Source organism: Yinghuangia soli (assembly GCF_021502675.1).
Taxonomy (GTDB): Bacteria; Actinomycetota; Actinomycetes; order Streptomycetales; family Streptomycetaceae; genus Yinghuangia; species Yinghuangia soli.
The window spans coordinates 1-26,114 of the sequence record NZ_JAKFHA010000046.1; the positions used below are offsets into that span (position 1 = coordinate 1).

Genomic DNA, 26,114 nt, shown 5'->3' on the forward strand with positions numbered 1-26,114 from the left:
AGCCGAAGTCCAGGGCGGACTCGGCTTCGGCGCCGGCTTCCGGGGCGAGTGCGGAGGCCCGGATCAGGAAGGCGCGGGCCGCGCGGTCGGCTCCCGCGTCCTGACCGTGCGATCCCTTCCGGGTGCGGCGCTCCGTACCCGGAAGGGATCACCCCCGCAGGAACTTCAGCACCGCCATGACGCGCCGGTGGTCCTCGTCGGAGGGCGGCAGGTCGAGCTTGGTGAAGATGCTGCCGATGTGCTTCTCGACGGCCCGGTCGCTGACCTTCAGGCCCTTGGCGATGGCGGCGTTCGAGCGGCCTTCGGCCATCAGGCCGAGGACGTCGCGCTCGCGCGGGGTGAGTGTGTCGAGGGCGTCGACGCGGCGGCCCGCGCCGAGGAGTTGGCCGACGACCTCGGGGTCGAGCGCGGTGCCGCCGGCCGCCACGCGCGCGAGGGCGTCGACGAAGTCGCGGACGTCCACGACGCGTTCCTTGAGCAGGTAGCCCACGCCCGCGGCGTTCTCGGCGAGCAGCCGGGCGGCGTAGCGGGTCTCGACGTACTGCGAGAAGACGAGGACGCCCAGGGTCGGGTGGGCGCGCCGCAGTTCTATCGCGGCGCGCAGCCCTTCGTCGGTGTGCGTCGGCGGCATGCGGATGTCGACGACGATCACGTCGGGCCGGTGTTCGGCGACCGCGGCGGCGAGCCCGTCCGCATCGGCCAGCGCGGCGGGGACCTCGTGGCCGCGGTCGGTGAGGAGTTGGACGAGTCCGTCGCGCAGGACCGCGGCGTCCTCGGCAATCACGATTCGCATGGTCCCGATGCTCTCAGGCGGCCGGCAGCTCGACGGTCACGCGGGTGGGGCCGTGCTCGGGGCTCTCGATGCGGACGCTGCCGTCGACGGTGCGGACGCGTTCGGCCAGCCCCGCGAGGCCGCCGCCGGGCCGGACCCGGGCGCCGCCGGAGCCGTTGTCCTGCACGGTGACGACGAGGGTGTCACCGGTGCGGACGACGTCGAGCTGCACGGCGGTGGCGTCGCTGTGCCGGGCCACGTTGGTGAGGAGTTCCGCGGCGCAGAAGTACGCGATGGACTCGACCGCGGCGGGCGGGCGGACCGGGATGTCGGCGTGCATGCGGACCGGCACGGCACTGCCCGCGATGAGGGTGGCGAACGCGACGTCGAGGCCTTCGTCCAGGACCGGCGGGTGGATGCCGCGGGCCAGGTCGCGCAGTTCGGTGATGGCCAGGCGGGCGTTGCCGAGTGCGGAGTCGACGTGGGCGCGGGCCTTGGTGAGGTCGGGGGTGCCTTCGTCCTCGTCGAGCCTTTCCTGCGCCTGGCTGAGGTGCATGGCCAGGGCGACGATGCGGGCCTGGGCGCCGTCGTGGAGGTCGCGTTCGATGCGGCGCAGGCGGGCGGCCGAGTCGTCGACGGCGAGGGCGCGCGTCTCTTCGAGGTCGCGGACGCGCTCGGAGACGCGGGTGGGGCCGAGGAGTACGCGCATGAGCCAGATGTCGGCCTTGGCGACGAGGCGGACGGCCCACGGGGCGACGAGGACCATGGCCAGGCCGATAGCGGTGATCCAGGCGATCTCGTACCAGCTGTCCATGTGGTTCTGGCCGAGCGTGACGCCGGCGTCCGGGTCGACGTCGGTCGCGGCCACGTACCACCAGGTCGGGTAGCTGAGGAACATGAGGCCGACGCCCCACAGGGTCCATGCCGTCAGGGATGCGACGAAGGTGACCGGGAGGCGGACGACGAGGTACGCCAGTCCGCGCCAGCCGTCCGCGTGGCCGAGGGCAGAGCCGAGCCAGCCGAAGGCGCCGGGCCGGGGCCGGAACGGACGCGGCCCCTCCAGGTCGGCGCCGAGGAGCGTGCGGCCGATGGCCCGGTCGAATGTGCCTTGGTAGCGGCCGAGCAGGACGACGACGGCGAGCAGCGGGATGCCGACGACGGTGATGGTCAGCGAGACGGAGACCGCGAAGGCGATGAAGAACACGATCGCGAGGGTGAGGGCGATCGGGAACGCGATCAGCCCGTAAAGGAGTTCGCGGAGCGAGCGCACGCGGGTCGGCTCGCGGAGGATCCGCACGAGCAGGGCCCGGGCATCGGGTCCGGTCCGGGGGACGCCCGGGGCACGGGGCTTCCCGGAAGCGGCAGGTCCGCCGGGCCGTCCGGACGCGACGCCTTGGGCGGGTTCGGCATGCCGCGTGGGCCCGGGTTCCGTGCCCTGCGGTTCTGATGCGGAGGTCATGCGCCCATGCTGGCCGCCCCGGGCGGCACCGCGACAGGGCGCCCCCACCCTGTGCCGGGGTACGGCTCACCCCACCCCGGCAGTGCGGTCCGGCACACGGCGGCTCGGCCGAAGGCACCCGGCGACGTGTCCGGTCGCCGCGTTGTCGGAGCGATCTGACACCGTACGCGCATGGCACAGCCGCTCAAGGACATGATCGACACCGGGTCCGTCACCCGCCTCGCCGACGGCATCGCCGCCGCCTCCCCCGCCGGGCGCGCGGCCCGCGACCCGTTCGTCGCCGCCGCGCTCGCCGGGTTGGACGGCCGCGAGCTCAAGGACCGCATCCGGCATGTCGCCGGTGCGCTGCACGAGGCGCTCGCGCTGCCCTTCCCCGCAGCCGCGGCGGTCCTGCGCGACGCGACCGCGCATGTGCGGCTGGACATGTGGAGCGGCTGGCCCGCCACGGAGTACGTCGGCACGTACGGCGTCGACCACCTCGACGAGGCCATGTCCACGATCGCGGTGCTGACCCCGTATGCGACGGGCGAGTTCGCGGTGCGCCCCTTCCTGGACCGGTACGGCGACATTGCGCTGAAGACCATGCGCGACTGGGCCGACGCCGACGACGAGCACCTGCGCAGGCTCGCCTCCGAAGGCTCGCGGCCGCGGCTGCCGTGGGGTTCGCGGGTGCGGTGGCTGATGGCCCCGGGGCCGACCGTGCCGATCCTGGACCGGCTGCGGGACGACCCGAGCGAGTACGTGCGGCGTTCCGTCGCCAACCACGTCAACGACTTCTCGAAGGACGACCCGGACGCCGCGCTCGCGCTGCTCACCCGGTGGCGTGCCGAAGGCGGCACGCATGTCGACCGCGTGCTGCGGCATGCGCTGCGCGGCATGTTGCGGGCCGGCCATCCGGAGGCGCTGGCCCTCGTGGGAGCGGCGCCGGGAGCCGGGGCGGTCGAGGCGCTGGCGGTCGCCGCGGAGGTCGCGGTCGGCGACCGGCTGCCGTTCACCGTCACGGTGCGGGCCGGTGCGCCGGGGCCGCTGATCCTCAAGTACGCGGTGCGCCGGGACGGTTCGCGCCGGGTGTTCCACTTGGCCGAGCGGGTCGCGGCGCGTGCGGACGAGACGTTCACGGTCACCAAGAACCACTCGTTCCGGCCGGTGACCACGCGCACCGAACCGCCCGGCCCGCGCGAGCTGGACATCATCGTGAACGGCGAGCCGCGCGCGACCGCCGCGTTCACCCTGGTCGAGGCGCGCACGGGCTGACGCGGTCAGACCATCAGCCCCACGACGACCGCCCCGACCGCGAGTACGAAGCCGAGGACGAAGAGGCCGCAGCCGTCGTTCGAGGAGTGCCGCGTACGGCTGCGTCCGCGGCCTCCGCCCCGGCGCGGGCGCCGCGGCCGCCGGGCCGCGGCGCCTCCGGTGTGCTGCGCGCAGAACCTCGACCCGGGCGCGGCCGGGTTGCGGCAGTTGACGCCGCCGCGGCTGGAGCGCGTCGAATGCTGACACTTGGCCAAAGTCATCCTCCCCCGACGAGACCCTGAGTGCCGTGCGTGTGCGAACCGTCCGATGCCGCTGCGGGCGGTCTGCGGGGACGCGTGCCGCCCTTCGGCCCTTATGTCCGCTTCATTGCCGCCGGGCGCACCGGTCAACCCTCGTTCGGCCTTGCTGCGCAGGGGAGTTCGTACCTCAGAGCTCGCGCCACCGGGCCATGGCGAACGAGAAGACCCCGAACAGGACGAGCCCGGCCGCGACGGCGACCAGCAGCCAAGGGCCGGCCGGGGTGCCGGCGAACGACCTGAGCGTGTCGTCGACGCCCTTGGCCTTGTCCGGGTTGTAGTCCTTGGCCGCGGTGACCGCGAAGATGCCGGCCGCGGTGAAGACCGCGCCGCGGCTCACTCCGCCGGCGACGCCCACGAAGTCCACGGCCTTGCGCAGGTGCTCGGGGATCTTCCCGGTCTCCATGCGCTTGCGGAACTTCCGCAGGGCCGCGCGTATGCCGATCCAGATGCCGGCGATCGCGATCCCGAGTCCGGCGATGCCGACCAGCCAGCGCCCGGCGGGGAGGTCGAGTACGTCGGCGGTGACGTCCTTGGACTGCTTGTCGCTCGACTCGTTGCCCTTGCCCACGGCGGCGAGGGCCAGTACCGAGCCCGCGACGAAGCCGTAGAAGACGAAGCGCACGAACGCCAGGAGGCGTCGGGAGGCTTTGTCTCCTTCCGGGCCCGCGGCCCCGAAGACGGCCTCGGACAGCCGCCACAGCGCCATGCAGGCCAGCCCGATGCCCAACGCCCAGACCAGCGCGCCGCCGAACGGCTGCCGCGCCAACTCGCCCACCGCGCCGCTGCGGTCCGCCTCGGTGTCCCGCTCCCCGAAGGCGATCTGCAGCGCCAGGGCGCCCACCAGGATGTACACCACGCCGCGCGCGACGAATCCGAAACGGGCCGCGACCCGCACCGCGGTTCCGCCGGCTCCGGGCTGCTCGGCGGCGGTGGAGCCGGGGCTGACTGTGCTCGTCTTCATGCCTCTGCCCTTCTGTGTCCTTGTTGCCGCTGCCCGGATACCGCTATCGGATGCGCGGCGGGCCGCTGCGGGGGCGGGCCGACCGCTCGGAGGGCAGGGCACCGGGGCGGCATAGGATCTGCGGCGGTGCGGGGAGACACACCCCCTGCCGGACCCGATCCGATGCCGCGGGACAGCGCCGTCCCGCAGGAGGCGTGCACGTGAACCACTTCGATGTCGAGACCCTGCCGGTCAGCCCGTGGCGCAACGGGGGCGGTGAGACCCGTGAGATCGCCTCCGGACCGGCCGGCTCGGAGGGACCGGCACCGGCGGCGGCCTGGGGGTGGCGGGCCAGCATCGCGACGATCGCGCAGGACGGGCCGTTCTCGGTGTTCCCGGGCGTCGACCGGTCGATCACGCTGCTGTCCGGCGACGGTGTACGCCTGGTCGGCGAGGGCGGGGTGGACCATCTGCTCGTCCGCGCGGGCGAGCCGTTCGCATTCCCGGGCGACATCGCGCTCGGCGCGACGCTCACCGGAGGCAGCAGCCGCGACTTCAACATCATGACGCGCCGCGGCGGGTGGGCCGCGGACGTGCGCCGCGTGACCGGCCCGGCGACCCCGCCGCCCGGGCACGCCGGGGTGTTCTACGTTCTGCAGGGCACATGGTCGTACGACGGCACCGTGCTGGCGGCCGGCCACGGCGTGTGGTGGCCGCACGACTCCGCCCACTCCCCTGCGACCGCCGCGCCGGCGTCCCCGGACGCGGCCGCACTGTGGGCCGACATCCGCCCCGCGCCGGACGCCGGGCCCGCCGAAGGCTGAACTGGTGCCACACCGGCGCCGCACCGGCGCCGTCTCGCAGTGCGGGCGCACGAAGGCGACAGCCCGGAGGCCGGGCGACTAGCCTGCTCGAATCGTGCGAGGGTCGGGGAAACGAGGGTCGGCGCGTATGGGGTTCTTCTCCGCATGGGGCGAGCGGACGGCAAGACGCAGCGATTTAGCGGCTGCCGACCAGGTCGGCGCGGCCGCCGCCTGCCAAGCTGCCCACCAGGCCGACAAGCAGGCCGAGGAACACGCCGAGGAACAAGCCGACGAGCAAGCCGACGCGGACGACATACGTATGGAGCGGATGTACCGCCAGTACGCCGTCCCGCTCCTGTCGTTCTGCCTGAAGCACACCGGCGGCGACCGGCAGTGGGCCGAGGACGTCGTGCAGGAGACGCTGCTGCGTGCCTGGCGGAACACCGGACTCCAGGACGGTGAGGGCAAGTCGCTGATGCCGTGGCTGGCCACGGTGGCCCGCAGGATCGTGATCGACGACCGCCGGGCCCGCAGTGCGCGGCCCCAGGAGGTCAACCCGGAGCCGCTGGAGTTCGTCCCCGCGGACGACCAGTGGGAGCCGCTGCTCCGCAGCATGGTCGTCGCGGACGCGCTGCAGTCGCTGTCCCCCGCACACCGCGAGGTGCTGGTCGAGACGGTGCTGCGCGACCGCAGTGTCAATCAGGCCGCCGAGGCCCTGGGGATCCCCGTGGGTACCGTGAAGTCCCGGGTCTATTACGCGGTGCGCGCGCTGAAGATCGCACTCGAGGAGAGGGGGGTGGAACGATGAGCGGGTCCGTCGAGCACACCGACGTCGGCGCCTACGCCCTCGGCCTGTTGGAGGACGACGACCGCCGGGCGTTCGAGGCGCACCTGGCCGGGTGTGCGGCGTGCACCGCGGAACTTGCCGATATCGGCGACATGCGGGGCCTGTTCGCCGACATCGAGGCCGACGCCTTCACTCCCATCACGGCCGCGGCCCCGCCTGTCGCACCTGCTGTCCCTGACCGGCCCGAAGCGCCTGTCGCGCCTGTCGCGCCAGTCGCTCCTGTGGTCGACCTCGCCGCGGCCCGCAGCCGCCGCGTCCGGCGCGCCGCGACCGCCTTCGCCGCCGCGGCGGCCGCCGCGGTGCTGGTGCTCGCCGGGGTGGCCATCGGTGGCGGCTTCGACTCGTCGGACGACGCGGGCAAGCAGACCTCCGCGGAGCCGGGGCACGTCATGCCGACGACGCCGTCCGGGACACTGATGCTCACCGGCGAGCGGCATCCCGCGCAGGGCTCGGTGACCGGGGCCGACGGCGCCACGGGGGCGATCGCGCTCGAGGAGAAGGGCTGGGGCACCCACATCGGCCTGGAACTCGGCGGCGTAAGGGGGCCGTTGAACTGCGAGATGGTCGTGGTCGCCAAGGACGGCACCCGCCAGGTCATCGGCAACTGGTCGGTGCCCGCGAAGGGCTACGGCGTCCCGGAGAACACCGTCCCGCTCACCTTCCACGGCGGTACCGCGATCACCAAGGGCAACGTGCAGGCGGTCGAGGTCCGCGTGGTCGGCGGGAAGACCCTGGTGTCGGTGCCGGTCTGAGCCGCGCTGCCGTGCGGGTCAGGCCGCCGCGCGAGCCAGCAGGCCGAGCAGCAAGACCTCCAGCGCGCTGCTCAGCGTGTCGGTGAAGTCCAGGCGCAGAGTGGCCAGTTCCGGGTGCGCCTCGTAGGCCGCGAGCATGGCCGCGGACGGCTGCGCGTGGGTCCACACCGCGCCGGCGGTCAGCACCGCCAAGGCGGCGAACTGCACCGCGTCGGCCTCGTCCAGTTCGGGCAGGTGCCGGCGGACGAGTGCGACCAGGGTGGCGAGACTGGCATGCGCACCGCGCTTGTAGGCGGCGGCGATCTCCGCGGAGACGTTGCGTTCGAGTACGGCGGCCTGGGCGGCGACCAGGTCGCACAGCACGGGCCGGGCGGCGAGTGAGGCCGCGGTGGCGGTGCCGATCTGCCGGGCGCGCCGGGCCGGGGGCGCATCCGCGGTGACGGCGGCGGCCAGGTCCGCCTCGTACTGCGCGAGCCAGTCCCGGACCGCGGCGTCCAGCAGGTCCAGGAGCACGGCCTCGCGCGATTCGAAGTAGCGCAGCACGTTGGACTTGGCCAGGCCGACGCGGCGGCTCAGCTCGTTGAGGCTCAGTTCGGCGACGGGCATCTCGGTGAGCATCGTGCTCGCGGTGTCGAGGATCGCCCGGCGGCGGATCTCGCGCTGTTCGTCGCTGCGCGCGCGTTGGAACGTGGCCATGCCGCGATTCTACGGACCCGCGGTCTGTTGTTAAGAGACCGCAGGTCTTCTACCCTGTCCGCCGCCGACCTGCGGCACCGGTCGGCTCAGAGGCCGAACTCCGCGGCCGGCAGCCCCAGGGCGAAGCACACCTCGCGGACGATTGCGCGCTCCTGCGGGTCGAAGTGCCCGTCCGCGCCGCCGATGACGATGCCGATCTGGATCACCGCGCGGGCCTCGTCGGGCTTCTTCTTGGCCTTGGCGATCTCCTGCATGACCTGGATCTTGCCGACCTGGAAGTCCGTCCCGAGCTGCCCGGCGTAGGCGTAGAACCGGCGCTGCAGGTCGTCCTTGTCGAAGTTCTGCAGGACTTCGTTGGTGGCGATCAGCTGGGCGACCTTCTGGGTCTCGGACTCGTCGATCGTGCCGTCGGCCGCCGCCACCAGCGCGCACATGGCCATACTGGCGTCCCGGAACGCGCCACTGGTCAGGTCCTTCTTCTTCGCGAGCAATTGCGCCTGCATGCTCTGCGCGGACTGCTTGAACTTGTCCCACAGGGCCATGTGTCTCTCCCCGGTCGGCGGCCGCACCCGCCCCGGGCGGCGGTCGCCCGGGATTCGTCGATCCACGCATCAAACGGTTGCCGCCATCCTCCGGTTCCCGCCCGCCGGCGCGGTGGTCGCCGCGCCGGATGGATCATGTGCGGGGCCGGTGCGGTCCGGGTGCGACGATCTGGCCATGACTCTCACCGAACGCACCGGCGTCGCGGAGCAGCCGTGGCCGCACGAGGATCTGGCCGAGGCGTGGCGGACCGCGCGTGCGGCCGTCCCGCCGGGCTACCTGAATGCGGCGGCCTGCAACGTGCCCAGCGATGCCGTGCTGGCGGCGATGGCCGGGCACCTGGACCTGGAGCGCTCGGTCGGCGGCTACGAGGCGGCCGCGCAGGCCGGGCCGGTGCTGGATGCGGGGCGTGCGGCGATCGCCGCGTACGTCGGACTCGCCGCGCAGGACGTGGGGTTCGTGGAGAGCGGCACGGTGGCGATGGCCGTGCTGCTCGGCGGTCTGCGGCTGGGCGCGGGGGCGCGGGTCGGGGTGCTGCGCGCCGAGTTCGGCAGCAACCGGATGCTGCTGAACCGGCTGGTCGCGCAGCGCGGTTGGACGCTGGTCGAGCTTGCCGCGGACGGGCATTCGCGTCTGGACCTGGAGGCGCTCGCCGACGAATTGGCGCGCGGGCTGGACCTGGTCGTCTTCCCGCACATCGCGTCGCAGCACGGCATCGTGCAGCCCGCCCAGGAGGCCGGGGCACTGTGCCGGGGCGCGGGCGTTCCGCTGGTCCTCGACATCTGCCAGTCGCTGGGCCATGTCGAGGTGGGCGGCGTGGATGCGGCGGCGTACGTCGGGACGTCCCGCAAGTGGCTGGCGGGCCCGCGCGGCGTGGGCTTCGTGATCATGCCAGGGCTGGCCGAGGGCGCCGGGCCGGACGGGTTCGCGCCCTCCGTGCAGTCGCACACCTGGGACCGCCCCGAAGGCGCGCCGGTCGCGGGGGCGCTGCGCTTCCAGACGGACGAGGCGTCCGTCGCGGGCCGTGTGGGACTGGCGGTCGCGGTCCAGGAGCACCGGGCGGCCGGTCCGGGACGCGCGTATGCCCGCCTCGCGGCGGCCGGGCAGGCCGTCCGCCACACGCTCGACGGCGTCGGCGGCTGGCGCGCGGTCGAACCGCTCGGCGAACCCAGCGCGATCGTGACGCTGCGGCCCCCGGCCGGGGCAGACCCTCAGGCCGCGGTCCAGGAAGCTGCGGCCAAGGCGCGGGCGGCGGGCATCACCGTGGGGGCGATCCCGGTCAGCCGCGCTCCGTCCGACATGCCCACGCCGGTGCTGCGGGTGTCGCCGCTGCTCGGCTCGGACATGGCGACCGTGGCGGCGCTGGCGGCAGCTCTGGCCCGCTGAGCACGGCACGCCCCGGGACGCGGCGCCGGTCGCGTCAGGCGACCATGCCGGACTCGTAGGCGAAGATCACCAGTTGGGCGCGGTCCCGGGCCCCGGTCTTGGCCAGCAGGTTCGTCAGGTGCGTCTTGACGGTGCTGGTGGCCAGCACCAGGTCGGCGGCGGTCTCGGCGTTGGACATGCCGCGTGCCACCCGGTCCAGGACGTCGCGTTCCCGGTCGGTGAGGGTGGCCAGGACCTGCCGGGCCGGGCTCGGGAAGGCGTCGTCGGCGCGGGTCGCGGGGGTGGCGGTGAAGCGGTCGATGAGGCGCCGGGTCGCCGCGGGGGTGAGCAGTGCCTCGCCGGCCGCGACCACGCGGATCGCGGTGAGCAGGTCCTCGGGCGGGGAGTCCTTGAGGAGGAAGCCGCTTGCCCCGGCGCGCAGCCCGGCGAAGACGTACTCGTCGAGGTCGAACGAGGTCAGGATGACCACGCGGACCGCCGGGTCCGCGGTGATCGCGCGGGTCGCGTCGATGCCGTTCATGCCGGGCATGCGGACGTCCATCAGGACCACGTCGGGGCGCAGCGCGGCGGCGAGTTCCACGGCCTGGACGCCGTTCTCCGCGGTGCCCGCGACTTCCATGCCGGGCTCGGTGCCGAGCAGCGCGGCCAGCGAGGCGCGCAGGAGGGCCTGGTCGTCGGCGATCAGCAGGCGGATCATGGGCGGTCCTCGTGCGGTGCGGAGCGGTACGGGATCCAGGCCTCGACCTGCCAGCCGTCCGGCGGGGTGGGGCCGGCGTGCACGGTGCCGCCGTAGAGGCGGGCGCGTTCCTGCATGCCCGATATGCCTTGGCCGGTCCGGGCGGTGGCGGCCGGTCCCGGGTTGGCGACCCGGAGGCGGATGCCGTCGTCCTCGTGCCCGACGGTGACCGCCGCGGTCCTGGTCGCGGCGTGCTTGACGGCGTTGGTGAGGGCTTCCTGGGCGATCCGGTAGGCGGCCAGGTCGGCGCCGGGCGGCAGCCCGCGCGGCGTGCCGTGGACCGCGATCTCGGTACGCAGCCCGGCCGCCGACGCGGCGGCGACGAGGCCGCCCAGGTCGGCGAGGCCGGGCTGCGGGGCGAGGCCGTCGGTGTCGTCGCCGCGCAGCAGGTTCATGAGGCGGCGCATCTCGGCGAGCGAGGAGCGTCCGGTCTGCTCGATCGTCGCGACGACGTCGTGCAGCGGGTCGTCGGGCGCGGAGCGGAGCCGGGCGATGCCCGCCTGGACGGTCATCAGGGTCACGCCGTGCGCGACGACGTCGTGCAGTTCGCGGGCGATGGTGAGGCGTTCCGCGGCGATGCGGGCCTCGGCCTCGGCATCCGCACGCCGGCGCTGCTGGTCGGCGAACGCGGTACGCCAGGTGCGGCGCTGCCGGACGATGTCGGCGACCAGGCAAGGCGGCAGCGCGATGATGGCCGGCATGACGGCCAGTTGCAGCGGGGTCATGCCGCCTTGGTGCAGCACGATCCCCTGGGCGAGCAGCCAGGTGCCGATCCCGGTGACGACCGCGGCGCGGCGGGACCGGACGGCGGCCGAGTAGGACGCCAGCATCCAGGCCGCGGGCAGCAGGCTGGGTTCCAGCTTGAGGACGAACAAATAGGTGATGGCGTTCGTCCAGATCAGCACCGGCACCGGGTATTTGCGGCGCAGCAGGACCGGCGCGGTGACCAGGAACAGCGGCAGGAACAGGCCCGGTTCGCCGTCGCCGTCCGCGGCGAGCACGGCCAGCAGCAGCACCGCGACGGCATCCAGCGCCACCCAGTGCCACGGCCGCAGTTCGATCATCGGCCGACCGTACCGCCTGGCCGGGCGGCGCCGGTTCCCCCCACGGTCCCGACCGGGGTCGGGACCGTGGGGGGAAGTGCCGGGGCGGCCCGGTCGGCGAGGGTGGGTCCGGGAGGTCGAAATGATCGAGATCACCGGTCTGGTCAAGCGGTACGGCAGGACCACGGCCGTCGACGGGCTCACGTTCGCGGTCCGCCCCGGGGGCGTCACCGGGTTCCTCGGGCCGAACGGCGCGGGCAAGTCGACGACGATGCGCCTGGCCTTGGGCCTGGAACACCCGCAGGAGGGCCGCGTACTGATCGACGGGCGGCCGCTGCGTGCGCACGACCGGCCGCTGACCCGGGTCGGCGCGCTGCTGGATGCCGCGGCGGTGCACCCCGGGCGGTCGGCCCGCAACCATCTGCGGTCGCTCGCGGCGGCGAACGGCATCGGCGACCGGCGGGTGGACGCGTGTCTGGAACGCGTCGGGCTGGCCGGCGTCGCGGGCCGCCGGATCCGCACGTTCAGCCTGGGGATGCGCCAGCGGCTCGGGATCGCCGCGGCGCTGCTCGGCGATCCGTGGGTGCTGATGTTCGACGAGCCGGTCAACGGGCTGGACCCGGAGGGCATCCAATGGGTCCGGACGCTGATGCGCGACTTGGCCGCCGAAGGCCGGACGGTGTTCGTGTCGTCGCATCTGATGGCCGAGATGCAGAACACCGCCGACCATCTCGTGGTGATCGGCCGCGGCAGGCTGCTGGCCGACGCCCCGATCCGCGAACTGGTGGCGGCTGCGTCCGTCGATGTGCAGGTGCCGGACTCGGACCGCGGCCATGCGGTCGCGCAACTGGCGGCCGCGGGCGGCACGGTGGCCGCGGACCGGACCGGCCTGGTGGTGCGCGGGCTGAGTGCCGACCGGGTCGGCGAGGTGCTGCACGGGGCCGGGATCGCGGTGGTCCGGCTGGCCGAGCGGCAGGCGTCGTTGGAGGACGCGTATCTGGAACTCACCGGCGGCAGCGTCGAGCACCGTGCCCAGGAGGTCGGGTCGTGATCATGGGTCGGGTCGGGCCGGCGGAGTTCCGGCATGCGCTGCGCGCGGAGTGGATCAAGCTGTGGTCGGTGCGCTCGACTTGGTGGTGCCTGGGGACGGCGGCCGTCTTGGTGCCCGTGTTCGGGGTACTGGCTGCGGCGTCGGCCGATCCTGCGGATGCCGCGCTGCCCAAGGCCTGGGAGGTCGCGGACGGCGGTTTCGACCCGCTCGAACCGCTGCGCGGCATGCTGCTGGCGCAGTTCGCGTTCGGCGTGCTCGGGGTGCTGGTGATCAGTGCGGAGTTCTCGTCGGGGCAGATCCGCAGCTCGCTCGTCGCGGTGCCGCGGCGTCGTCGGCTCCTGGCCGCCAAGCTCGCGGTGCTGGTCCCGGTGGCCGCGGTCGCGGCGGCGGTCCTGGCGTTCGGGACGTTCTTCCTGACCCAGGCGGTCCTGCCGGACGCCCTGGCCATCGGGCCGGGCGACGGCGGTGCCTGGCGGGCACTGCTCGGCCTGGTCGGCTACAGCGTGTTCATCGCGGTGTTCGGGTTCGCGGTCGGCACGGTGGTGCGCCGCACGGCCGCGTCGGTGACGGTGTTCCTGGCGGTGACCTTCGTGGTGATGAGCGCGCTGCCGGCGGTGTTCCCGGCGTCGATGCGGGACGGTGTCGGGCGCTACACCTTCGTCGGGCTGGCCGATTCGCTGACCGCGCTGCAGCCGGACCCGCGGCCCGGCGTGCCCGTCGCGGCACTCGTCCTGGCCGGGTACGCCGCGGCCGCACTGGCCGCCGGGCTGCTGCCGGCCGAGCGCCGCGACGTCTGAACGGCCGCGGCGCCGGCCGCGGGGCTTCAGCGGCGCTGGTGTACCCCGTCCGCGGCGATCATCAGTACCACGCCCAGGACGAGCAGGATCGGGTTCACCCACAGCTGGAAGTCGCCCAGGAAGGTGAGGTGGCGGGTGAACGTCCACAGCCGGAACCAGCCGAAGAAGTGGTGCACGATGCCCGCGGCACCGGCGATGGCGAACAGGAAGCCGACGGTCTCCAGGAATTTCTTCACGCGTCGATCGTGTCCGGCGGGCGGGGGCCGAGCCTAGCGCCGGAGGTTCCGGGCGGTGCGACGAAAGTAGGTCGTGCCATCGACCTCGGACGGGGCCGGGAATCCCGTACTCCTCCCGGGTGACCGCGAAGGTGCGCGGGGCCGGGGCGGGCCGGGATGCTGGCCCCGGCGCCCGGCCGCAAGGGTCCGCGCCGGCCGAGCGAACCGGAGTCTGCCATGCCGTCCGTCCTGCGTACCGCCGTGCATCGGTCGGGGCTTTCGCGTCCGGTGCGGCACGCACTCGTGTCGGTGTCCATGGCGGGTGCGCTGGTCGCGGCGCTGGCCCCGGCCGTCGAGGCGGCGCCCGCGGCGTCGAACCCGTGCCCGAAGGGCTACGTGCGGATCGTGTGCGTGGACCTGAACCGGCAGAGCCTGTGGATGCAGGACGCGTCCGGCAAGCGCACGTTCGGGCCGGTGCCGATCCGCAGCGGCCGCAAGGGCTTTGCCACGCGTACCGGGATGAAGAAGATCTTCGCGAAGTACGAGAAGGACTACTCGCGGCTCTACCACGTGTCGATGCCGTACGCGCAGTACTTCGACGGCGGTCAGGCGCTGCACGCGTACGCGGGGGCGATCACGAACCCGCCGGGCTCGCACGGCTGCGTGAACATGCGGCACGCGGATGCCAAGAAAGTGTTCTCGCTGACCCGCAACGGCGACCGCGTGTACATCTGGGGCCGCCGGCCCTGACCCCCGCCGCCAGGTGCGCTCGGGCCGTCAGCGGCCCGGGTGCATGGCCAGGCGGTAGGTGGCGCGGTCGAGTTCGGTGATCTGGACGGCGACCGCGGCGGGGGCGTCCACGTGGCGCTGCAGCAGGTCGAGGACCTGCGCGGACAACTCGGCGCGCAGTTCTACGCCGCGGCCCGCGAGGATCTTGATCTCGGCGAGCACCACCGCGCGACCCTCGCTGCCGTCCCCGACCAGGTGGTCCGAGGCGGGCCGGAACACCGTCTTGCACTCCGGGACCGTGGTGTCGATGACGTCGGCGATCAGCCCGTGCAACTCCTTGGCGAGCGCAAGGCGGTCGAAGGTCAGCTCGGCCGAGTAGTCGACCAGGATCTGCGGCACACGGACCTCCGGCGGCAGCGGGAACTACGAGCGGACAGCACGCACCGGCACGGACCGCGTACCTGCGGGCGGCGGCCGGTGATGATCACGACGCTATCGCGCGCCGGGCCCTGCCGTGTCGGCCCCGGCGGCCGCGCGGTCCGCGGCCCCGAGCAGCGCTGCGGCAACCCTGCGGGCCCGGTCCGCCGCGTCCGGAGTGCGCTCGCGCAGTGCAGTGACGATCGCGCCGTCCATGAGCAGGACGAAATGCTCGGCGAGCACGCCTGGTTCGGAGACTCCGTCGGCGGCCAGCAGGCCGCGTACGTACGCGATGACCGCCGCTTTGTGGCCCGCCGCGACGCGGTGCGCGGCGCTGTCCGGGTCCGCCGACTCGACCATCGTGTTGATGAACGCGCAGCCGCGGAAGTCGGCGGCCGCGAAGCGTTCGGCCAGGGCGTCGAACACCGCGAGCGGTCCGCCGCCCTGCGCCTCGACGCGTTCGGCCAGCCAGGCGCGCCACCGCACGTCGCGGCCTTCGAGGACCGCGACGACGAGGTCGTCCTTGCCGGGGAAGTGCCGGTAGAACGACGCGCGGCCGACGCCGGACTCGCCGAGGATGCGCTCGACTCCGACCGCCCTGATCCCGTCGGCGTAGAAGAGCTCCTCGGCGGTGCGGAGCAGGCGTTCGCGTGCTTGGACTGGCATGCCCGCCAGCCTAATCGCCCTTGACCGAAAACGGAACCGGTCGGTACCGTCCATGCCGTCAGAACGGAACCGATCAGTACCGTTTGGAGCGACACGCCATGCCCCGCATCCCCCTCGTCGCCGACGACCCCGGCGGCCTGCTCGACGCGACGCGCCGCAGCCTCGGCCGCGTCCCCAACCTGTACGCGACGCTCGCCAACGGCCCGCAGGCGCTCGCCGGGTACCTGGCCATGCGCGACGCGCTCACCGAGGGCGTCCTCAGTGCCCGGGTCCGCGAGCAGCTCGCCCTGCTCATCGCCCAGGAGAACGCCTGCACCTACTGCGTCAGCGCGCACACCCTGCGCGGCTCGAAGATGGGCTTCAGCGCCGACGAGCTGGTGGGCACGCGCAAGGCGTCCGACGCCGACCCGCACGTCGCCGCGCTCCTCCACCTCACCCGGGAACTCGTGCGGACCCGGGGCCGGGTCGGCGACGACGCACTCGCCGAGGCCCGCGCGGCCGGCGTGACCGACGCCGAACTGGCCGAGGTCGTCGCGCACATCGCGCTCAACACGCTCAGCAACTACTTCAACCACCTGGCCGAGCCGGAGCTCGACTTCCCGGAGGTGGCTGCATGACGCCCGCCCCGCGGCGCACCGCGCGCATCGAACTCCTGCCCGATCACCCGGTCACCGGCCCCGACGGGCAGCCGACCACCGACGTCGAGGCCGAGTTCGCGATCACCGGCGGATACCTCGAACTCCGCGTACCGGGCACCGGGACCGTCCAGATCGTGTCGGCCCCGGCCGTCCGCCGCATCACCCATCCGGACGCCTCCTGACCGGAGTCCGGCTTGCTCCCGCAGCGCGTCCCGCCTGATCCACCGGCGGGACGCGCTGCGCGGTCACGGACCGGTTGGCCTATCGTGCCGGGATGCCGACCACGCCGGCGCAGGACGCCCGGTGCCCCGAGGAGGAACTGTGACCCACGCGATCGGGATCGACCTGGGCTCCACCACGTCGGTCGTGGCCGCGGCCGCCGGCGCCCGGGAAGCCGCGGTCGTACCGGTCGGGAAGAAGGAGCGCACGACCCCGTCGTACGTCTCGTTCGACGGCCGCAAGACACTGCTCGGCGCCGCGGCGCAGCGGCAGACCGGCGCGAACCCGGGCGGCACGTTCCGCCTGCCGCCCGGCCTGGCCCCCTCGGCAGCAATCCCTGGCGGCCCGTCCCCCTACGAACTGGCCCGCCTCGTCGCCGACGGCATCCGCAACGGCCTTGGCAAACCGTTCCGCTCCGGCACCCTGGAAACCGTCGTCGCGGTCCCCGGCACCGCAGACGAGACGCAACTCGCGCTCTACCGCGACGCAGTCGCCCACGCGGGCTTCGCCGTGCGCGGCACGGTGAGCGCGGCCCAAGCCGCCGCCACCGCACACGGCCTGGACCAGGCATCGCAGGCGCGGGCCCTCGTGGTGATCCTCGGCGGCACCACCCTCGAGGTCACGGCCCTGCAGATCAGTGACGGCCGGACGACCATCCTCGGCACCCCCATCAGCCGCCCGCTCGGCGGCGACCACTGGACTTACGCCATCGCCGAAGAGGTCGCCGCCTCCGTCCACGCCGCGCACGGCTTCGACGCCCGCCGCGACCCCCTCGCCTGGCAACGCGTCTTCGAAGCCGCCGAGGCAGCCAAGATCCGACTCACCACCCGCGACTCGGCGTCCGTGGACATCCCCTACCTGGCCAAGAACGGCCGCAACCCGGTACACGCCGACGCCACGATCACCCGCGCCCGGTTCACCGCCATGACCGCCCACCTCGTCGACGAAGCAGTAGCCGCCCTCGCTCCCACCCTCGACCGAGCAGACCTCGCCCCGACCGACCTGGACGCCCTGATCCTGACCGGCGGCGGCACCCTGACCCCCGCCATCGCCACCGCGATCCCCACCCACCTCGCCATCCCCCCGACCCCCGGCCCCCACCCCCAGGAATCAACCGCCCTCGGCGCCGCCCTCCACGCCTGGCACCTCCGCTGACGCCTCCCCGGGCCGGGGTCAGAGGCGTTCGAGGCCCAGTTCGGTGAAGACGTAGTCGGGGTCGGGGCGGCGGCCGTTGCGGAAGGCTCGTATGCGGAGGTCTTTGGGGGTGCCGGCGCCGAGGAGGCGGAGGGCGGTGACGGCTTTGCGGGCCAGGGGGCCGGCGCCGGCGTGGATGACGGGTTCGCCGAGGGTCCATTCGGCCATGCCCGCGGTGAAGATGCTGGGCTCCCAGCCGTCGTCGAAGAAGGTGCGGTGGCGTTCGTCGCCCGGGGATTCGCGGGTGGGCAGGTCGGCGGCGTCGAGGGTGCTGTCCATGGCGCTGGTGTGGACGGTGCTGCCGAAGGTGGTCATGAACTGCACGACGCTGTTGCCGGGGCCGGCGATCACGACGGCGGCGTCGGCGGGGAGGGTGGAGAGGACCCAGTCGAGCCTGGTGCGGAGGTCGTGCCAGTCGGTGCAGGGGCCGGTCGCGGCGCGCAGGCTGGGGCGGTCGTCGAACTCTTCGAAGCCGTAGGCGCGGAAGGGCCCGTCGTTGCCCCAGCCGCGTACCGTCAGCCGGTCGGCGGGCAGTGCGAGGACGTCGCGGAGTGCGGCCACGATGGCGCGGCCGCGCGGTGCGCGGGTCTCGGCGTCGGCGTACCAGCGCCATTCGAGGCACCAGGTAGGCCGGATCGGGGATGTGCCCGATTCGGTCTGTTCCCAGCCGAGGGCGGTGAGTTGCTGTTCCTGGTCCCTGGTCAGTTCCTCGCCTTCGGGGAGGAAGACCTCGGCGATGACGTGGCGGTCGCTGTATCTGGTGAGGGTGACCGATGCGGCGTCGTCGGGCGGGCCGATCCGGACGCGGTCCTGGGCCGCCACTTCCTCGCCCCAGAGGAGGTCCGCCACGGCCGGGACGCCGTCGCTTCCGCTCCGCAACAGGGCGTCCCACACGCTCGGTTCCTTGGTCGCCATGGCCGACAGCATGCCGGGTCGGCCCGCGGGACGTCAGGCCGGGGCCGGGTCGCGCAGGTGGAGGGCGGCGGCCAGGGCGTGCAGGAGGGCGGGGAGTTCCGCGGCGGTGGCGGCCGTGCCGAACAGGTAGTGGTCGGGGCGTACGACCGCGATCTCGTGGCCGTTGGCACGCATGTGGGGCAGGTAGAAGCCGTCGGTGTCGGTGACGACGCGGACCGGGCAGCCGTCGGGTGCGGGCGGGGCGAGGTGGCCGGGTTCGGTGATGTGGACGATGTGGGCGCCGAGGGTGGTGAGGAGGGCGGTGGTCTCGGGGGTGAGGTCGAGGCCGGTGGTGGTGGCCACGACGAATCCGGGGCCGGTGATCTGGTCGAGGCGGTCGGTACGCCCGGTCGCGTCGGTGACCCGGGCCTGCTCGGTGCGTTGTCCGGCGGTGCCGATCGGTATGCCGTCGGCGTCGGTGTGCAGGACGCCGGGGCCGAGCACCGCCGGGGGTATCGGCGGCAGCGCGACCTCGGGGTCGCCGCCGGCCTTGAGCAGGTATTCGTCGCGGAGCGCGGCCGCGGCCGGGTCGGCCAGGCAGATGACGTTGCCGAGTTCGACGGATATGGCGATCGCGTTGCGGACGTGGGCGGCGCGTTCGCTGGTGTAGGTGTCGAGGAGTGCCTCGGCGGCTCGTCCGGTGAGGACGAGGTCGAGTTTCCAGGCGAGGTTGGCGGCGTCCCGGATGCCCGAGCACATGCCCTGTCCGGCGAACGGCGGCATGAGGTGTGCGGCGTCCCCGGCGATGAGGACGCGTCCCGAGCGCCAGCATTCGGCCCAGCGTGCGGCGAAGGTGTAGACGGTGTGGCGTTCCAGGGTGGCGGTGTCCGGTGTGACGTCCCAGGGTGCGAGGAGCCGCCAGGCGGCCTCGGGGGTGTCGAGGTCCGCGGTCGTCTCGTGCGGCAGGCGCATGAACTCCCAGCGGCGGCGGCCGGGGCCGCCGGAGACCATGGTGGTCGGCCGGGCGGGGTCGCAGAGCTGCAGGTTGGTCGGGTGCCACGGGCGCGGTTCGTGCGGGACGACGTCGACGATCAGCCAGTCGTACTGGAAGCCGAGGTCGGTGACGGTTCCGCCGAGGTGGTCGCGGACGAAGCTGTTCGCGCCGTCGCAGCCGACGACGTAGCGGGCGGTGAGGGTGCCCGGTGCGGGGCCGTCGGGCAGTCCTGCGCTTTGAAGCGTGAGACGGACGTGTCCGCGGTCTGCGTCCCCGTCCGGCGCGTGCTCTTCGCTGATGCCGACGACCTGGCAGCCGCGCCGGACGGTCACCCCGAGGGCGGCCGCACGCTCGGCCAGTACCGCTTCGAGTTCGGGCTGGCCGAACATGTTGGCGGTGGGCCAGGCGCCCGGGCCGAGGCCGCCCCAGTCGAAGTGCAGGAGGGTGGCGCCGTCGGCATTGCGCCAGTCGTACGCGTCCGCAGTCTCGGTGATCCGGGCGAGTTCGGGCCCGATGCCCATGCCCGCGAAGGCCCGGGCGATCTCGTCGTCGAAGTGCACGGCGCGCGGCAACCGGTAGGGCTCGGGGCGGCGTTCGAGGACGGTGACGCGGTGGCCGGACTGGGCGAGGAGGATCGCCAGGGCCTGGCCGACCGGTCCGGCGCCGACGACGGCGACGTCGGCATCGACGTCGCGGTCCGTCACCGGTCACCGCCGTGCGCGCCGGTCATGAGCTCGGCCAGGTCGTCCGGGGCGAGGAACGACGGCGGCGGGGGCGGTCCCCAGTTGTAGAGCCCGCGCAGGCCTTCGACGGCCTCGGGGCGCCACAGGGCGTCCTCGACGATGCAGTCGAGGTCGGAGTAGTACTCGGAGAAGTTCCCGGCCGGGTCGCGCAGGTACCAGAAGAAGTTCGAGCCGATGTGGTGCCGTCCGAGGCCCCAGATGTGGCGTTCGGGGTGGCCTTCGAGCATCGCGCTCGCGCCGCGGCCCACCTCGTCGACGTCGTCGACCTCCCATGCGGTGTGGTGCAGGAAGGCGAGCGGTGCCTGCTGGACGAGCACGTTGTGGTGGTCGGTCGAGCAGCGCATGAAGGCGGCCAGGCCGGGCACGGTGTCGCTGGTCTTGAAGCCGAGGCCGGCGCCGAAGAAGCGCTCCGACTGCTCCTGGTCGGTGGAGCCGACGACGACGTGGCCGAGCCGCCGGGGCCGGACGCGCTCGTCGCGCAGGACGCCGGGCGCCCGGGTGTCGGGGCGTACGACGCTGCCGGGTGCGTTGTACGGCGGTGCCGGGGTCTCCTTCTGCACGATCCGCGCGGTCACTTCGACCACCACCGCGGTTTCGGTGCCGGCGTCGACGGCCCGGATGGCACCGCCGCCGGGCGCCCGGGTGGCGGTGATGCCGAGCGCGGCGAGTTGGGCGGCGATCCGGTCGATGTCGTCCGGGTCGTCGGCGCCGATGCGGATCTCGGCGAGCCGGCGGCGCTCGCCGTGCACGAGGCGGAGCTGGTCGCCGCCGTCGGCGGTGGCGTACGTGCCGTCCTGGGCGGCGGACGGTTCGAGGCCGAACTCCGCGTAGTACGCCCCGACTGCGGCGACGTCGGGTACGGCGACGGTGATCTGGTTCAGGCGGTGCAGGGGCATGTCCTGGTCTCCTGGTCTCCGGCTGTCCTGGTCGCCGGCTGTCCTGTGTCTCAGTCGCGCGGGCCGCTGGTCTCCCCGGAAGCGGGCACGGGGCCGGCGACCATGGTGTTGCGCAGTTCGCCGATGCCGACGACGTGGCTGACCAACGTGGTGCCCGGCTGCAGGTAGCGCTGCGGGTCGCGGGCCATGCCGACGCCGGACGGCGTGCCGGTGAAGATGATGTCGCCGGGCAGCAGCGGGCAGACCGCGGAGAGCCGGGCGATCAGTTCGGCGACGCCGAAGATCATGTCCCGGGTCCGGCCCTGCTGCAGCACCTCGTCGCCGATGCGGCAGCCGAGTTCCAGGTCGTCCGGGTCGGCGAACTCGTCCGGGGCGACGAGCGCGGGCCCCAGCGGGGCGAAGCCCGGGTACGACTTGCCGAGCGAGAACTGCGGTACGGGGCCCGATAGCTGCACCATGCGCTCGGACAGGTCCTGGCCGACGGTGAGCCCCGCGACGTGGTCCCAGGCGGCCGACTCGGCGACGCCGACCGCGGTACGCCCGATGGCGACCACCAGCTCGACCTCCCAGTCGACGTGGGCGCTCGGCAGCACCACCTGGGCGCGCGGGCCGGTGATCGAGGTCGGGAACTTGGTGAAGACCGGCGGGGTGTCCGGCCGGGCGATCCGCGATTCCGCGGCGTGCTCGGCGTAGTTGAGGCCGATGGCGAACACCTGCCGGGGCGTCGGCGCCGGGGCGCCGAGCTGCGTCGCGTCGACCGCGAAGTCGCCGCCGCTGCCGCCCGTTTGCGCCGCCCAGTCGCGCAGGGCGTCCCAGTGCTCGAACAGCGCCTGGGGGTCGGAGGGCAGCCGGCCGCCGCTTGCCTTCGCGACGTCCAGTCCCCCGCCGTCGGTGTCCAGCAAGGTGGCTCGTCCGGCGACGTTGGCGATGCGCATGTGGTCTCTCCCGTGAGCGGTGGTGCGGGGCGTGACGGCTGCGGCCAGCCTGCGCCCCGGCGGATGAACCGTCAAGACAAAATCGATTTTCCGTCGGAATGATTGGTGATCCACAGACAATCGTTTCCTCGGTGGTAGCGTGGCCGCGCTCGAAGTCCCGGCACTTTGGGGAGGCATCCGGTATGACCGAGACACCCGGCACACCCACCAGGACGTCGATGAACCCGCCCGCCGCACAGGAGATATCCGCGGAGGAACCGCGTCCGCCGGCAGCACTCTGGGAGCCCGACCCGGACGCCGTGCAGGCCGCGACCATCTCGGCCTTCATGCGCGACGTCGAGCAGCGGTACGGCGTCCCGCTGGCGAACTACCGCGACCTGTGGCGGTGGTCGGTGGACCGGCTGCCGGACTTCTGGTCCGCGGTGTGGACGTTCTTCGCGGTGGCGCCGGGCGAGGCCCCGTCGCCGGTGCTGGCCGCCGACGCGCTGCCGGGGGCCGAGTGGTTCCCGGGCGTGCAGCTCAACTTCGTCGACCGGGTCTTCGCCGGACGCCGCGCGGACGAGGTCGCACTGATCGCGGTGACCGAGGCCGGTGTCGAAGCAGGCGAGGCAGGCGAAGCAGGCGGCCCCGACTCGGCACGCACCCCGGCCGACGCCGAAGAGCGCCTCACCTGGTCCGAGTTGGAGCAGCGCGTGGCCGCGACCGCCGACCTGCTGCGCGATCTGGGGGTGGGTCCCGGCGACCGGGTCGTCGGCTTCCTGCCCAACGGGACGGCAGCCGTGGTCGCGTTCCTGGCCGCCGCGAGCATCGGGGCGATCTGGTCGTGCTGCGGCCCGGACTATGCGGCACCCGCCGCCGCGAACCGCCTCGCGCAGCTCGAACCCAAGGTGCTCGTGTGCGCCGACGGCTACCACTTCAACGGCCGCCGCCACGACCGGAGGGCCGAGGCGGTCCGCCTGGCCGGCCTGCTGCCGACCGTCTCCGCGGTGGTGCACGTCCGGCATCTGGGTCTGCCCGCCCATGAGTTCCCGGTTCCGTCGGTGGACTGGCGGTCCGCCGCCGACCCTGCGCCGGGGCCGCTCCGGGTCGAGCCCGTACCGTTCGACCACCCCCTGTGGGTGCTCTATTCGTCCGGTACGACCGGCGTGCCGAAGGCGATCGTGCACGGCCACGGCGGCGTGGTCCTGGACGGGCTCAAGACCCTCGGCCTGCACTTGGACCTGACCGACCGCGACCGGTTGTTCTGGTACACGACCACCAACTGGATGATGTGGAATTTCACGGTCCAGGCGCTGCTCTCCGGTGCGTCGCTGCTGCTGTACGACGGCAGTCCGGCCCGTCCGCACGTCGACCGCCTGTGGGAACTGGCCGCCGAGCACCGCGTCACGGTGCTCGGCACCAGCCCCGGATACCTCGCGGCTTGCGAGCGCGACGACTCGCGGCGCCTCGCGGAGGCGTACGACCTGTCGGCTCTGCGGCTCCTGGGCGCGACGGGGTCACCGGTGCCCGCGGCGTCCTCGGCGTGGATCCACGGGCAGTTCGGCGGCCGGGTGCCGCTGGTGTCCGTGTCGGGCGGCACGGACGTGGTGACGGCCTTGGCCGGCTGGGCACCGAACCTGCCGATCCGGCCGGGCGAGATCTCCGCCCCGGCGCTGGGCGTCGCGCTCGATTCCTTCGATGCGGACGGCAAACCGGTGCGCGGCGACGTGGGCGAGCTGGTCGTCACCCGCCCGATGCCCACGATGCCGCTGTACTTCTGGAACGACCCGGACGGCACGAAGTACCACGAGGCGTACTTCGACACGTACGACGGCATCTGGCGGCACGGCGACTGGGTCACCGTGACCGAGCGCGGCAGCATCGTGATCCACGGCCGCTCGGACGCGACGCTCAACCGGCACGGCGTACGCCTGGGCAGCGCCGACATCTACGACGTGGTCGAGCGGGTCCCCGGGGTGCTGGACAGCCTGGTGGTGGGCATCGACCGCCCGGACGGGGCGTACTGGATGCCGCTGTTCGTGGTGGTGGACGGCGAGCTGGACGACGGCCTGCGGGCGGCGATCGCGGAACGCCTGAGGCGCGAGGCGTCGCCGCGGCATGTGCCGGACGCGATCGTCGCGGTGCCGGGGATTCCGCGTACCCGGACCGGCAAGAAGATCGAGGTGCCGGTCAAGCGGATCCTGCTGGGCGCCGAACCGGGACGCGTGGTGAGCCGGGACGCGGTGGACGATCCGGTGCTGCTGGACGCGTTTCTCGCGATCGCCCGGAAGGCGGCCGGGGCCTGACCGTCGCGGCTTGCCGTGCGGCGGCCCTTCAGGGCAGGTCAGGGGGCGGCTGCGTCCGCCGCCGCGGCTCGTTCGGCGTAGGCCAGCAGCAGGTCCGTGGTGCGGTTGATGTGCGCGGCCAAGAGCTCCGCGGCGCGGTCGGCGTCGCGGTCGAGGGCCGCGTCCATGAGGTCGCGGTGCTCGCAGGCGACGTCGCGGGTGCGGTCCTGGCTGCCGAGCGGGCCGGACCAGCGCCGGTACAGCTCGGCGCGGTCGCGCAGGCTCGCCGCCAGGCCGCGGAGCCGCGGGCTCGGCGAGGCGCTGATCAGCGCGTCGTGGAACAGGGCGTGCGCGGCGGCCCATTCGTCGGTGACGGTGAGGGTCGCCGGGTCCTTCAGGAACGGGGTACGCGCGAGGCGGTGGTGCGCGCCGACCACGAGCGCCTCGTACTCGACGTCCGCGTGCTCGACCGCTTCGCGCAGCGCGGCCGTCTCGATCAGGACGCGCACTTTGGTGAGGTCGACGAGGTCGGCGACGTCGAGCGAGACGACCGAGAACCCGAGCTGCGGGGCGGCCACCACGAGCCCTTGCTCGGTCAGCCGGCTCAGCGACTCGCGGACCACCGACAGGCTCACCTCGAAGCGGTCGGCGAGCGCCCGGGGGCTCAGCCTTGCGCCGGGCGGGTGGACGCCGGCGAGGATCTGGGCGCGCAGCTCGGTCTGGACGGCGACACCGAGGCTCGGAGCCGACCCGCCGTCGGCGGCCTTGTCCACCCGGCGACCGGACGGACGCTCCTTGCTCTGTCGTGCCGGCAACGCACTGCCCCTTGGCGTCGGAAGACCTGTTCGCGGAACGCGAGTTTAGCCGATTTTCCCCTGATGATCATAAATCCCACGGGCGATCGATTATCCGCCGACACTCGCCGCCTCGACGTCGGCCAGCACGGCGCCGAGCACATGCCGGGCGTTGGCCGCCATCGCCTGATTGGTCGTCCGGTAGTAGGGCAGGGCGATGAGGGCCTGCGACAGCGTGCGCCCGCGCCCGCGGGTCCAGGCGGCATCGTCCGCGTCGAGCGCCTTGCGGAAGGCCTCGCGCCCTGCGGCGGGCAGCAGGTTCCAGGCCGGGAACAGGTCGCAGGCCGGGTCGCCGAGGCCCAGGCAGCCGAAGTCGATCACCGCGGCGAGCCGGCCCGCGCCGTCGAGCAGGAGGTTGCCCGGCATCAGGTCGGCGTGCAGCCACACGGGCGGTCCGTCCGGGCCGGGTGCCCGCAGCGCAGCGTCCCAGACGGCCTCGACCGCATCCCAGTCGAACTTCTCCTCGGCGATGCCGCGGAGTTCGGCGAGTGCCGACCGCGTCGCACGGTCCAAGGAGGCGATCGGGCCTCCGCGGTGCGCAATCGGCGCCCCGGCGGCCGGCCCCGACTCCGACTTCGGCTTGGTGGCCGGATCGGGCACCGGCAGGCTGCCGCGCATCTCGGTCACGAAGGCGGCCAGGTCCGCGGCCAGCAGCTCGGGCTCGGCGAGCGCGTCCGCCTGCGGGATCTCACCGGGGAGCCACCGCAGGACGGACCACGGCCAGGGGTACCCCTCCCCCGGCTCGCCGGCGCCGAGCACCACCGGAATGGCCGTCGACAGGCGTCCGGCCAGACGCGGCAGCCATTCCTGTTCGAGCCGGACGTCCGGTGCCCCGTCGGCAAGCAGGGGCAGGCGGACGGCCATGGCGTCGCCCAGCCGGTACATGGCGTTGACCGTCCCGCCGGATGGCACGCGTACCACCGGCAGGTCCGCCCACTGCGGGAACTGCGCGGCGACGAGCCGTCGCACGAGGGCTTCGTCGACGGGGTGCTGACCGGGGTGCATCTGGAGGGCGCTCATAGGCGGCCATCCGACCGCCGCGTCCCGCCCGCGTCAAACGAGAATCCACCGGCCGCGACGC

29 protein-coding genes are annotated in these 26,114 nt (G+C 73.4%); 12 read left to right on the forward strand and 17 right to left on the reverse strand.

Going from position 1 to position 26,114, the window contains the following annotated elements:
* Window positions 1–148 precede the first annotated feature (148 nt).
* Together LZ495_RS39260 and LZ495_RS39265 are read right to left on the reverse strand one after the other, a co-directional pair.
* Complete coding sequence (locus LZ495_RS39260) at window positions 149–793, reverse strand: response regulator transcription factor (protein ID WP_235058003.1); 645 nt, start codon at window positions 791–793, stop codon at window positions 149–151.
* 13 nt (window positions 794–806) lie between these two features.
* Window positions 807–2,231 (reverse strand): sensor histidine kinase, encoded by a 1,425-nt coding sequence (locus LZ495_RS39265; protein ID WP_268823944.1) that lies wholly within the window; start codon window positions 2,229–2,231, stop codon window positions 807–809.
* A gap of 171 nt (window positions 2,232–2,402) precedes the next feature.
* On the opposite strand from LZ495_RS39265, the gene LZ495_RS39270 reads away from it, so the two are divergent.
* On the forward strand, window positions 2,403–3,485 hold the full coding sequence (locus LZ495_RS39270) for a YhaZ family DNA alkylation repair protein (protein ID WP_235058004.1): 1,083 nt from the start codon (window positions 2,403–2,405) through the stop codon (window positions 3,483–3,485).
* A 5-nt stretch (window positions 3,486–3,490) separates the two neighbouring features.
* Here the strand turns inward: LZ495_RS39270 and LZ495_RS39275 are convergent, their stop codons facing one another.
* Together LZ495_RS39275 and LZ495_RS39280 are read right to left on the reverse strand one after the other, a co-directional pair.
* On the reverse strand, window positions 3,491–3,739 hold the full coding sequence (locus tag LZ495_RS39275; RefSeq protein ID WP_235058005.1) for a hypothetical protein: 249 nt from the start codon (window positions 3,737–3,739) through the stop codon (window positions 3,491–3,493).
* Window positions 3,740–3,911: 172 nt separating this feature from the next.
* Entirely contained in the window at window positions 3,912–4,745 is an 834-nt protein-coding gene (locus tag LZ495_RS39280; RefSeq protein ID WP_235058006.1) for a DUF1206 domain-containing protein, read from the reverse strand.
* A gap of 200 nt (window positions 4,746–4,945) precedes the next feature.
* Here LZ495_RS39280 and LZ495_RS39285 point away from each other — a divergent pair, with 200 nt between their 5' ends.
* The 3 genes from LZ495_RS39285 (at window position 4,946) to LZ495_RS39295 (ending at window position 7,126) form a co-directional block, all read left to right on the forward strand.
* The gene (locus tag LZ495_RS39285; protein ID WP_235058007.1) at window positions 4,946–5,548 is read left to right on the forward strand and encodes a HutD/Ves family protein; all 603 of its coding nucleotides are present in this window, start codon (window positions 4,946–4,948) and stop codon (window positions 5,546–5,548) included.
* A gap of 127 nt (window positions 5,549–5,675) precedes the next feature.
* Window positions 5,676–6,335, forward strand: coding sequence for a sigma-70 family RNA polymerase sigma factor (locus LZ495_RS39290; protein WP_268823945.1), 660 nt, complete (start codon window positions 5,676–5,678; stop codon window positions 6,333–6,335).
* A complete protein-coding gene (locus LZ495_RS39295; RefSeq protein WP_235058008.1) occupies window positions 6,332–7,126 on the forward strand; it encodes an anti-sigma factor family protein in 795 nt (264 codons plus the stop codon). The genes LZ495_RS39290 and LZ495_RS39295 overlap by 4 nt, the downstream gene beginning before the upstream one ends.
* Window positions 7,127–7,144: 18 nt before the next feature.
* Here LZ495_RS39295 and LZ495_RS39300 read toward each other — a convergent pair whose 3' ends face one another.
* Both LZ495_RS39300 and LZ495_RS39305 read right to left on the reverse strand, forming a co-directional pair.
* Complete coding sequence (locus LZ495_RS39300; RefSeq protein ID WP_235058009.1) at window positions 7,145–7,822, reverse strand: TetR/AcrR family transcriptional regulator; 678 nt, start codon at window positions 7,820–7,822, stop codon at window positions 7,145–7,147.
* An 86-nt stretch (window positions 7,823–7,908) separates the two neighbouring features.
* A complete protein-coding gene (locus LZ495_RS39305) occupies window positions 7,909–8,364 on the reverse strand; it encodes a tellurite resistance TerB family protein (protein WP_235058010.1) in 456 nt (151 codons plus the stop codon).
* A 175-nt stretch (window positions 8,365–8,539) separates the two neighbouring features.
* On the opposite strand from LZ495_RS39305, the gene LZ495_RS39310 reads away from it, so the two are divergent.
* Window positions 8,540–9,748: an aminotransferase class V-fold PLP-dependent enzyme gene (locus LZ495_RS39310; RefSeq protein WP_235058011.1), complete on the forward strand. Its 1,209-nt coding sequence runs from the start codon at window positions 8,540–8,542 to the stop codon at window positions 9,746–9,748.
* A 34-nt stretch (window positions 9,749–9,782) separates the two neighbouring features.
* On the opposite strand, the gene LZ495_RS39315 is transcribed toward LZ495_RS39310, so the two are convergent.
* Window positions 9,783–10,445 carry a response regulator gene (locus LZ495_RS39315; RefSeq protein WP_235058012.1) on the reverse strand — a complete coding sequence of 221 codons (663 nt, stop codon included), beginning with the start codon at window positions 10,443–10,445 and terminating at the stop codon, window positions 9,783–9,785.
* Entirely contained in the window at window positions 10,442–11,548 is a 1,107-nt protein-coding gene (locus tag LZ495_RS39320; protein ID WP_235058013.1) for a sensor histidine kinase, read from the reverse strand. The genes LZ495_RS39315 and LZ495_RS39320 overlap by 4 nt, the downstream gene beginning before the upstream one ends.
* A gap of 121 nt (window positions 11,549–11,669) precedes the next feature.
* Between LZ495_RS39320 and LZ495_RS39325 the strand changes: the two genes are divergently transcribed.
* Window positions 11,670–12,578 (forward strand): ABC transporter ATP-binding protein, encoded by a 909-nt coding sequence (locus LZ495_RS39325; RefSeq protein WP_235058014.1) that lies wholly within the window; start codon window positions 11,670–11,672, stop codon window positions 12,576–12,578.
* Between the two features lie 2 nt (window positions 12,579–12,580).
* Window positions 12,581–13,375, forward strand: a complete 795-nt coding sequence (locus LZ495_RS39330) for an ABC transporter permease (RefSeq protein WP_235058062.1) — start codon at window positions 12,581–12,583, stop codon at window positions 13,373–13,375.
* 26 nt (window positions 13,376–13,401) lie between these two features.
* Here LZ495_RS39330 and LZ495_RS39335 read toward each other — a convergent pair whose 3' ends face one another.
* Window positions 13,402–13,611 carry a hypothetical protein gene (locus tag LZ495_RS39335; RefSeq protein WP_235058015.1) on the reverse strand — a complete coding sequence of 70 codons (210 nt, stop codon included), beginning with the start codon at window positions 13,609–13,611 and terminating at the stop codon, window positions 13,402–13,404.
* 216 nt (window positions 13,612–13,827) lie between these two features.
* On the opposite strand from LZ495_RS39335, the gene LZ495_RS39340 reads away from it, so the two are divergent.
* Entirely contained in the window at window positions 13,828–14,340 is a 513-nt protein-coding gene (locus tag LZ495_RS39340) for a L,D-transpeptidase (protein ID WP_235058016.1), read from the forward strand.
* A 27-nt stretch (window positions 14,341–14,367) separates the two neighbouring features.
* On the opposite strand, the gene LZ495_RS39345 is transcribed toward LZ495_RS39340, so the two are convergent.
* Together LZ495_RS39345 and LZ495_RS39350 are read right to left on the reverse strand one after the other, a co-directional pair.
* On the reverse strand, window positions 14,368–14,718 hold the full coding sequence (locus tag LZ495_RS39345; RefSeq protein WP_235058017.1) for a 5-carboxymethyl-2-hydroxymuconate Delta-isomerase: 351 nt from the start codon (window positions 14,716–14,718) through the stop codon (window positions 14,368–14,370).
* Window positions 14,719–14,811: 93 nt separating this feature from the next.
* Window positions 14,812–15,402 (reverse strand): TetR/AcrR family transcriptional regulator, encoded by a 591-nt coding sequence (locus tag LZ495_RS39350; RefSeq protein WP_235058018.1) that lies wholly within the window; start codon window positions 15,400–15,402, stop codon window positions 14,812–14,814.
* 98 nt (window positions 15,403–15,500) lie between these two features.
* Here LZ495_RS39350 and LZ495_RS39355 point away from each other — a divergent pair, with 98 nt between their 5' ends.
* From LZ495_RS39355 to LZ495_RS39365, 3 genes are all read left to right on the forward strand, one after another.
* Window positions 15,501–16,019, forward strand: a complete 519-nt coding sequence (locus tag LZ495_RS39355) for a carboxymuconolactone decarboxylase family protein (RefSeq protein WP_235058019.1) — start codon at window positions 15,501–15,503, stop codon at window positions 16,017–16,019.
* Complete coding sequence (locus tag LZ495_RS39360; protein WP_235058020.1) at window positions 16,016–16,222, forward strand: hypothetical protein; 207 nt, start codon at window positions 16,016–16,018, stop codon at window positions 16,220–16,222. Before LZ495_RS39355 ends, LZ495_RS39360 begins: the two co-directional genes overlap by 4 nt.
* Window positions 16,223–16,361: 139 nt before the next feature.
* Window positions 16,362–17,414 (forward strand): Hsp70 family protein, encoded by a 1,053-nt coding sequence (locus LZ495_RS39365; protein ID WP_235058021.1) that lies wholly within the window; start codon window positions 16,362–16,364, stop codon window positions 17,412–17,414.
* An 18-nt stretch (window positions 17,415–17,432) separates the two neighbouring features.
* Here LZ495_RS39365 and LZ495_RS39370 read toward each other — a convergent pair whose 3' ends face one another.
* From LZ495_RS39370 to LZ495_RS39385, 4 genes are read right to left on the reverse strand one after another with little or no spacing between them, the layout of a single operon-like run.
* On the reverse strand, window positions 17,433–18,368 hold the full coding sequence (locus LZ495_RS39370) for a TY-Chap domain-containing protein (RefSeq protein ID WP_235058022.1): 936 nt from the start codon (window positions 18,366–18,368) through the stop codon (window positions 17,433–17,435).
* A 33-nt stretch (window positions 18,369–18,401) separates the two neighbouring features.
* Window positions 18,402–20,045 carry a bifunctional 3-(3-hydroxy-phenyl)propionate/3-hydroxycinnamic acid hydroxylase MhpA gene (mhpA, locus tag LZ495_RS39375; protein WP_235058023.1) on the reverse strand — a complete coding sequence of 548 codons (1,644 nt, stop codon included), beginning with the start codon at window positions 20,043–20,045 and terminating at the stop codon, window positions 18,402–18,404.
* Window positions 20,042–20,980: a VOC family protein gene (locus LZ495_RS39380; protein ID WP_235058024.1), complete on the reverse strand. Its 939-nt coding sequence runs from the start codon at window positions 20,978–20,980 to the stop codon at window positions 20,042–20,044. The genes mhpA and LZ495_RS39380 overlap by 4 nt, the downstream gene beginning before the upstream one ends.
* Window positions 20,981–21,030: 50 nt before the next feature.
* Window positions 21,031–21,915 carry a fumarylacetoacetate hydrolase family protein gene (locus LZ495_RS39385; RefSeq protein ID WP_235058025.1) on the reverse strand — a complete coding sequence of 295 codons (885 nt, stop codon included), beginning with the start codon at window positions 21,913–21,915 and terminating at the stop codon, window positions 21,031–21,033.
* A gap of 218 nt (window positions 21,916–22,133) precedes the next feature.
* On the opposite strand from LZ495_RS39385, the gene LZ495_RS39390 reads away from it, so the two are divergent.
* Window positions 22,134–24,200 (forward strand): acetoacetate--CoA ligase, encoded by a 2,067-nt coding sequence (locus tag LZ495_RS39390; RefSeq protein WP_372498711.1) that lies wholly within the window; start codon window positions 22,134–22,136, stop codon window positions 24,198–24,200.
* Between the two features lie 38 nt (window positions 24,201–24,238).
* On the opposite strand, the gene LZ495_RS39395 is transcribed toward LZ495_RS39390, so the two are convergent.
* On the reverse strand, window positions 24,239–24,994 hold the full coding sequence (locus LZ495_RS39395) for a GntR family transcriptional regulator (protein WP_235058027.1): 756 nt from the start codon (window positions 24,992–24,994) through the stop codon (window positions 24,239–24,241).
* 90 nt (window positions 24,995–25,084) lie between these two features.
* Entirely contained in the window at window positions 25,085–26,053 is a 969-nt protein-coding gene (locus LZ495_RS39400) for an aminoglycoside phosphotransferase family protein (protein ID WP_235058028.1), read from the reverse strand.
* Window positions 26,054–26,114 lie beyond the last annotated feature (61 nt).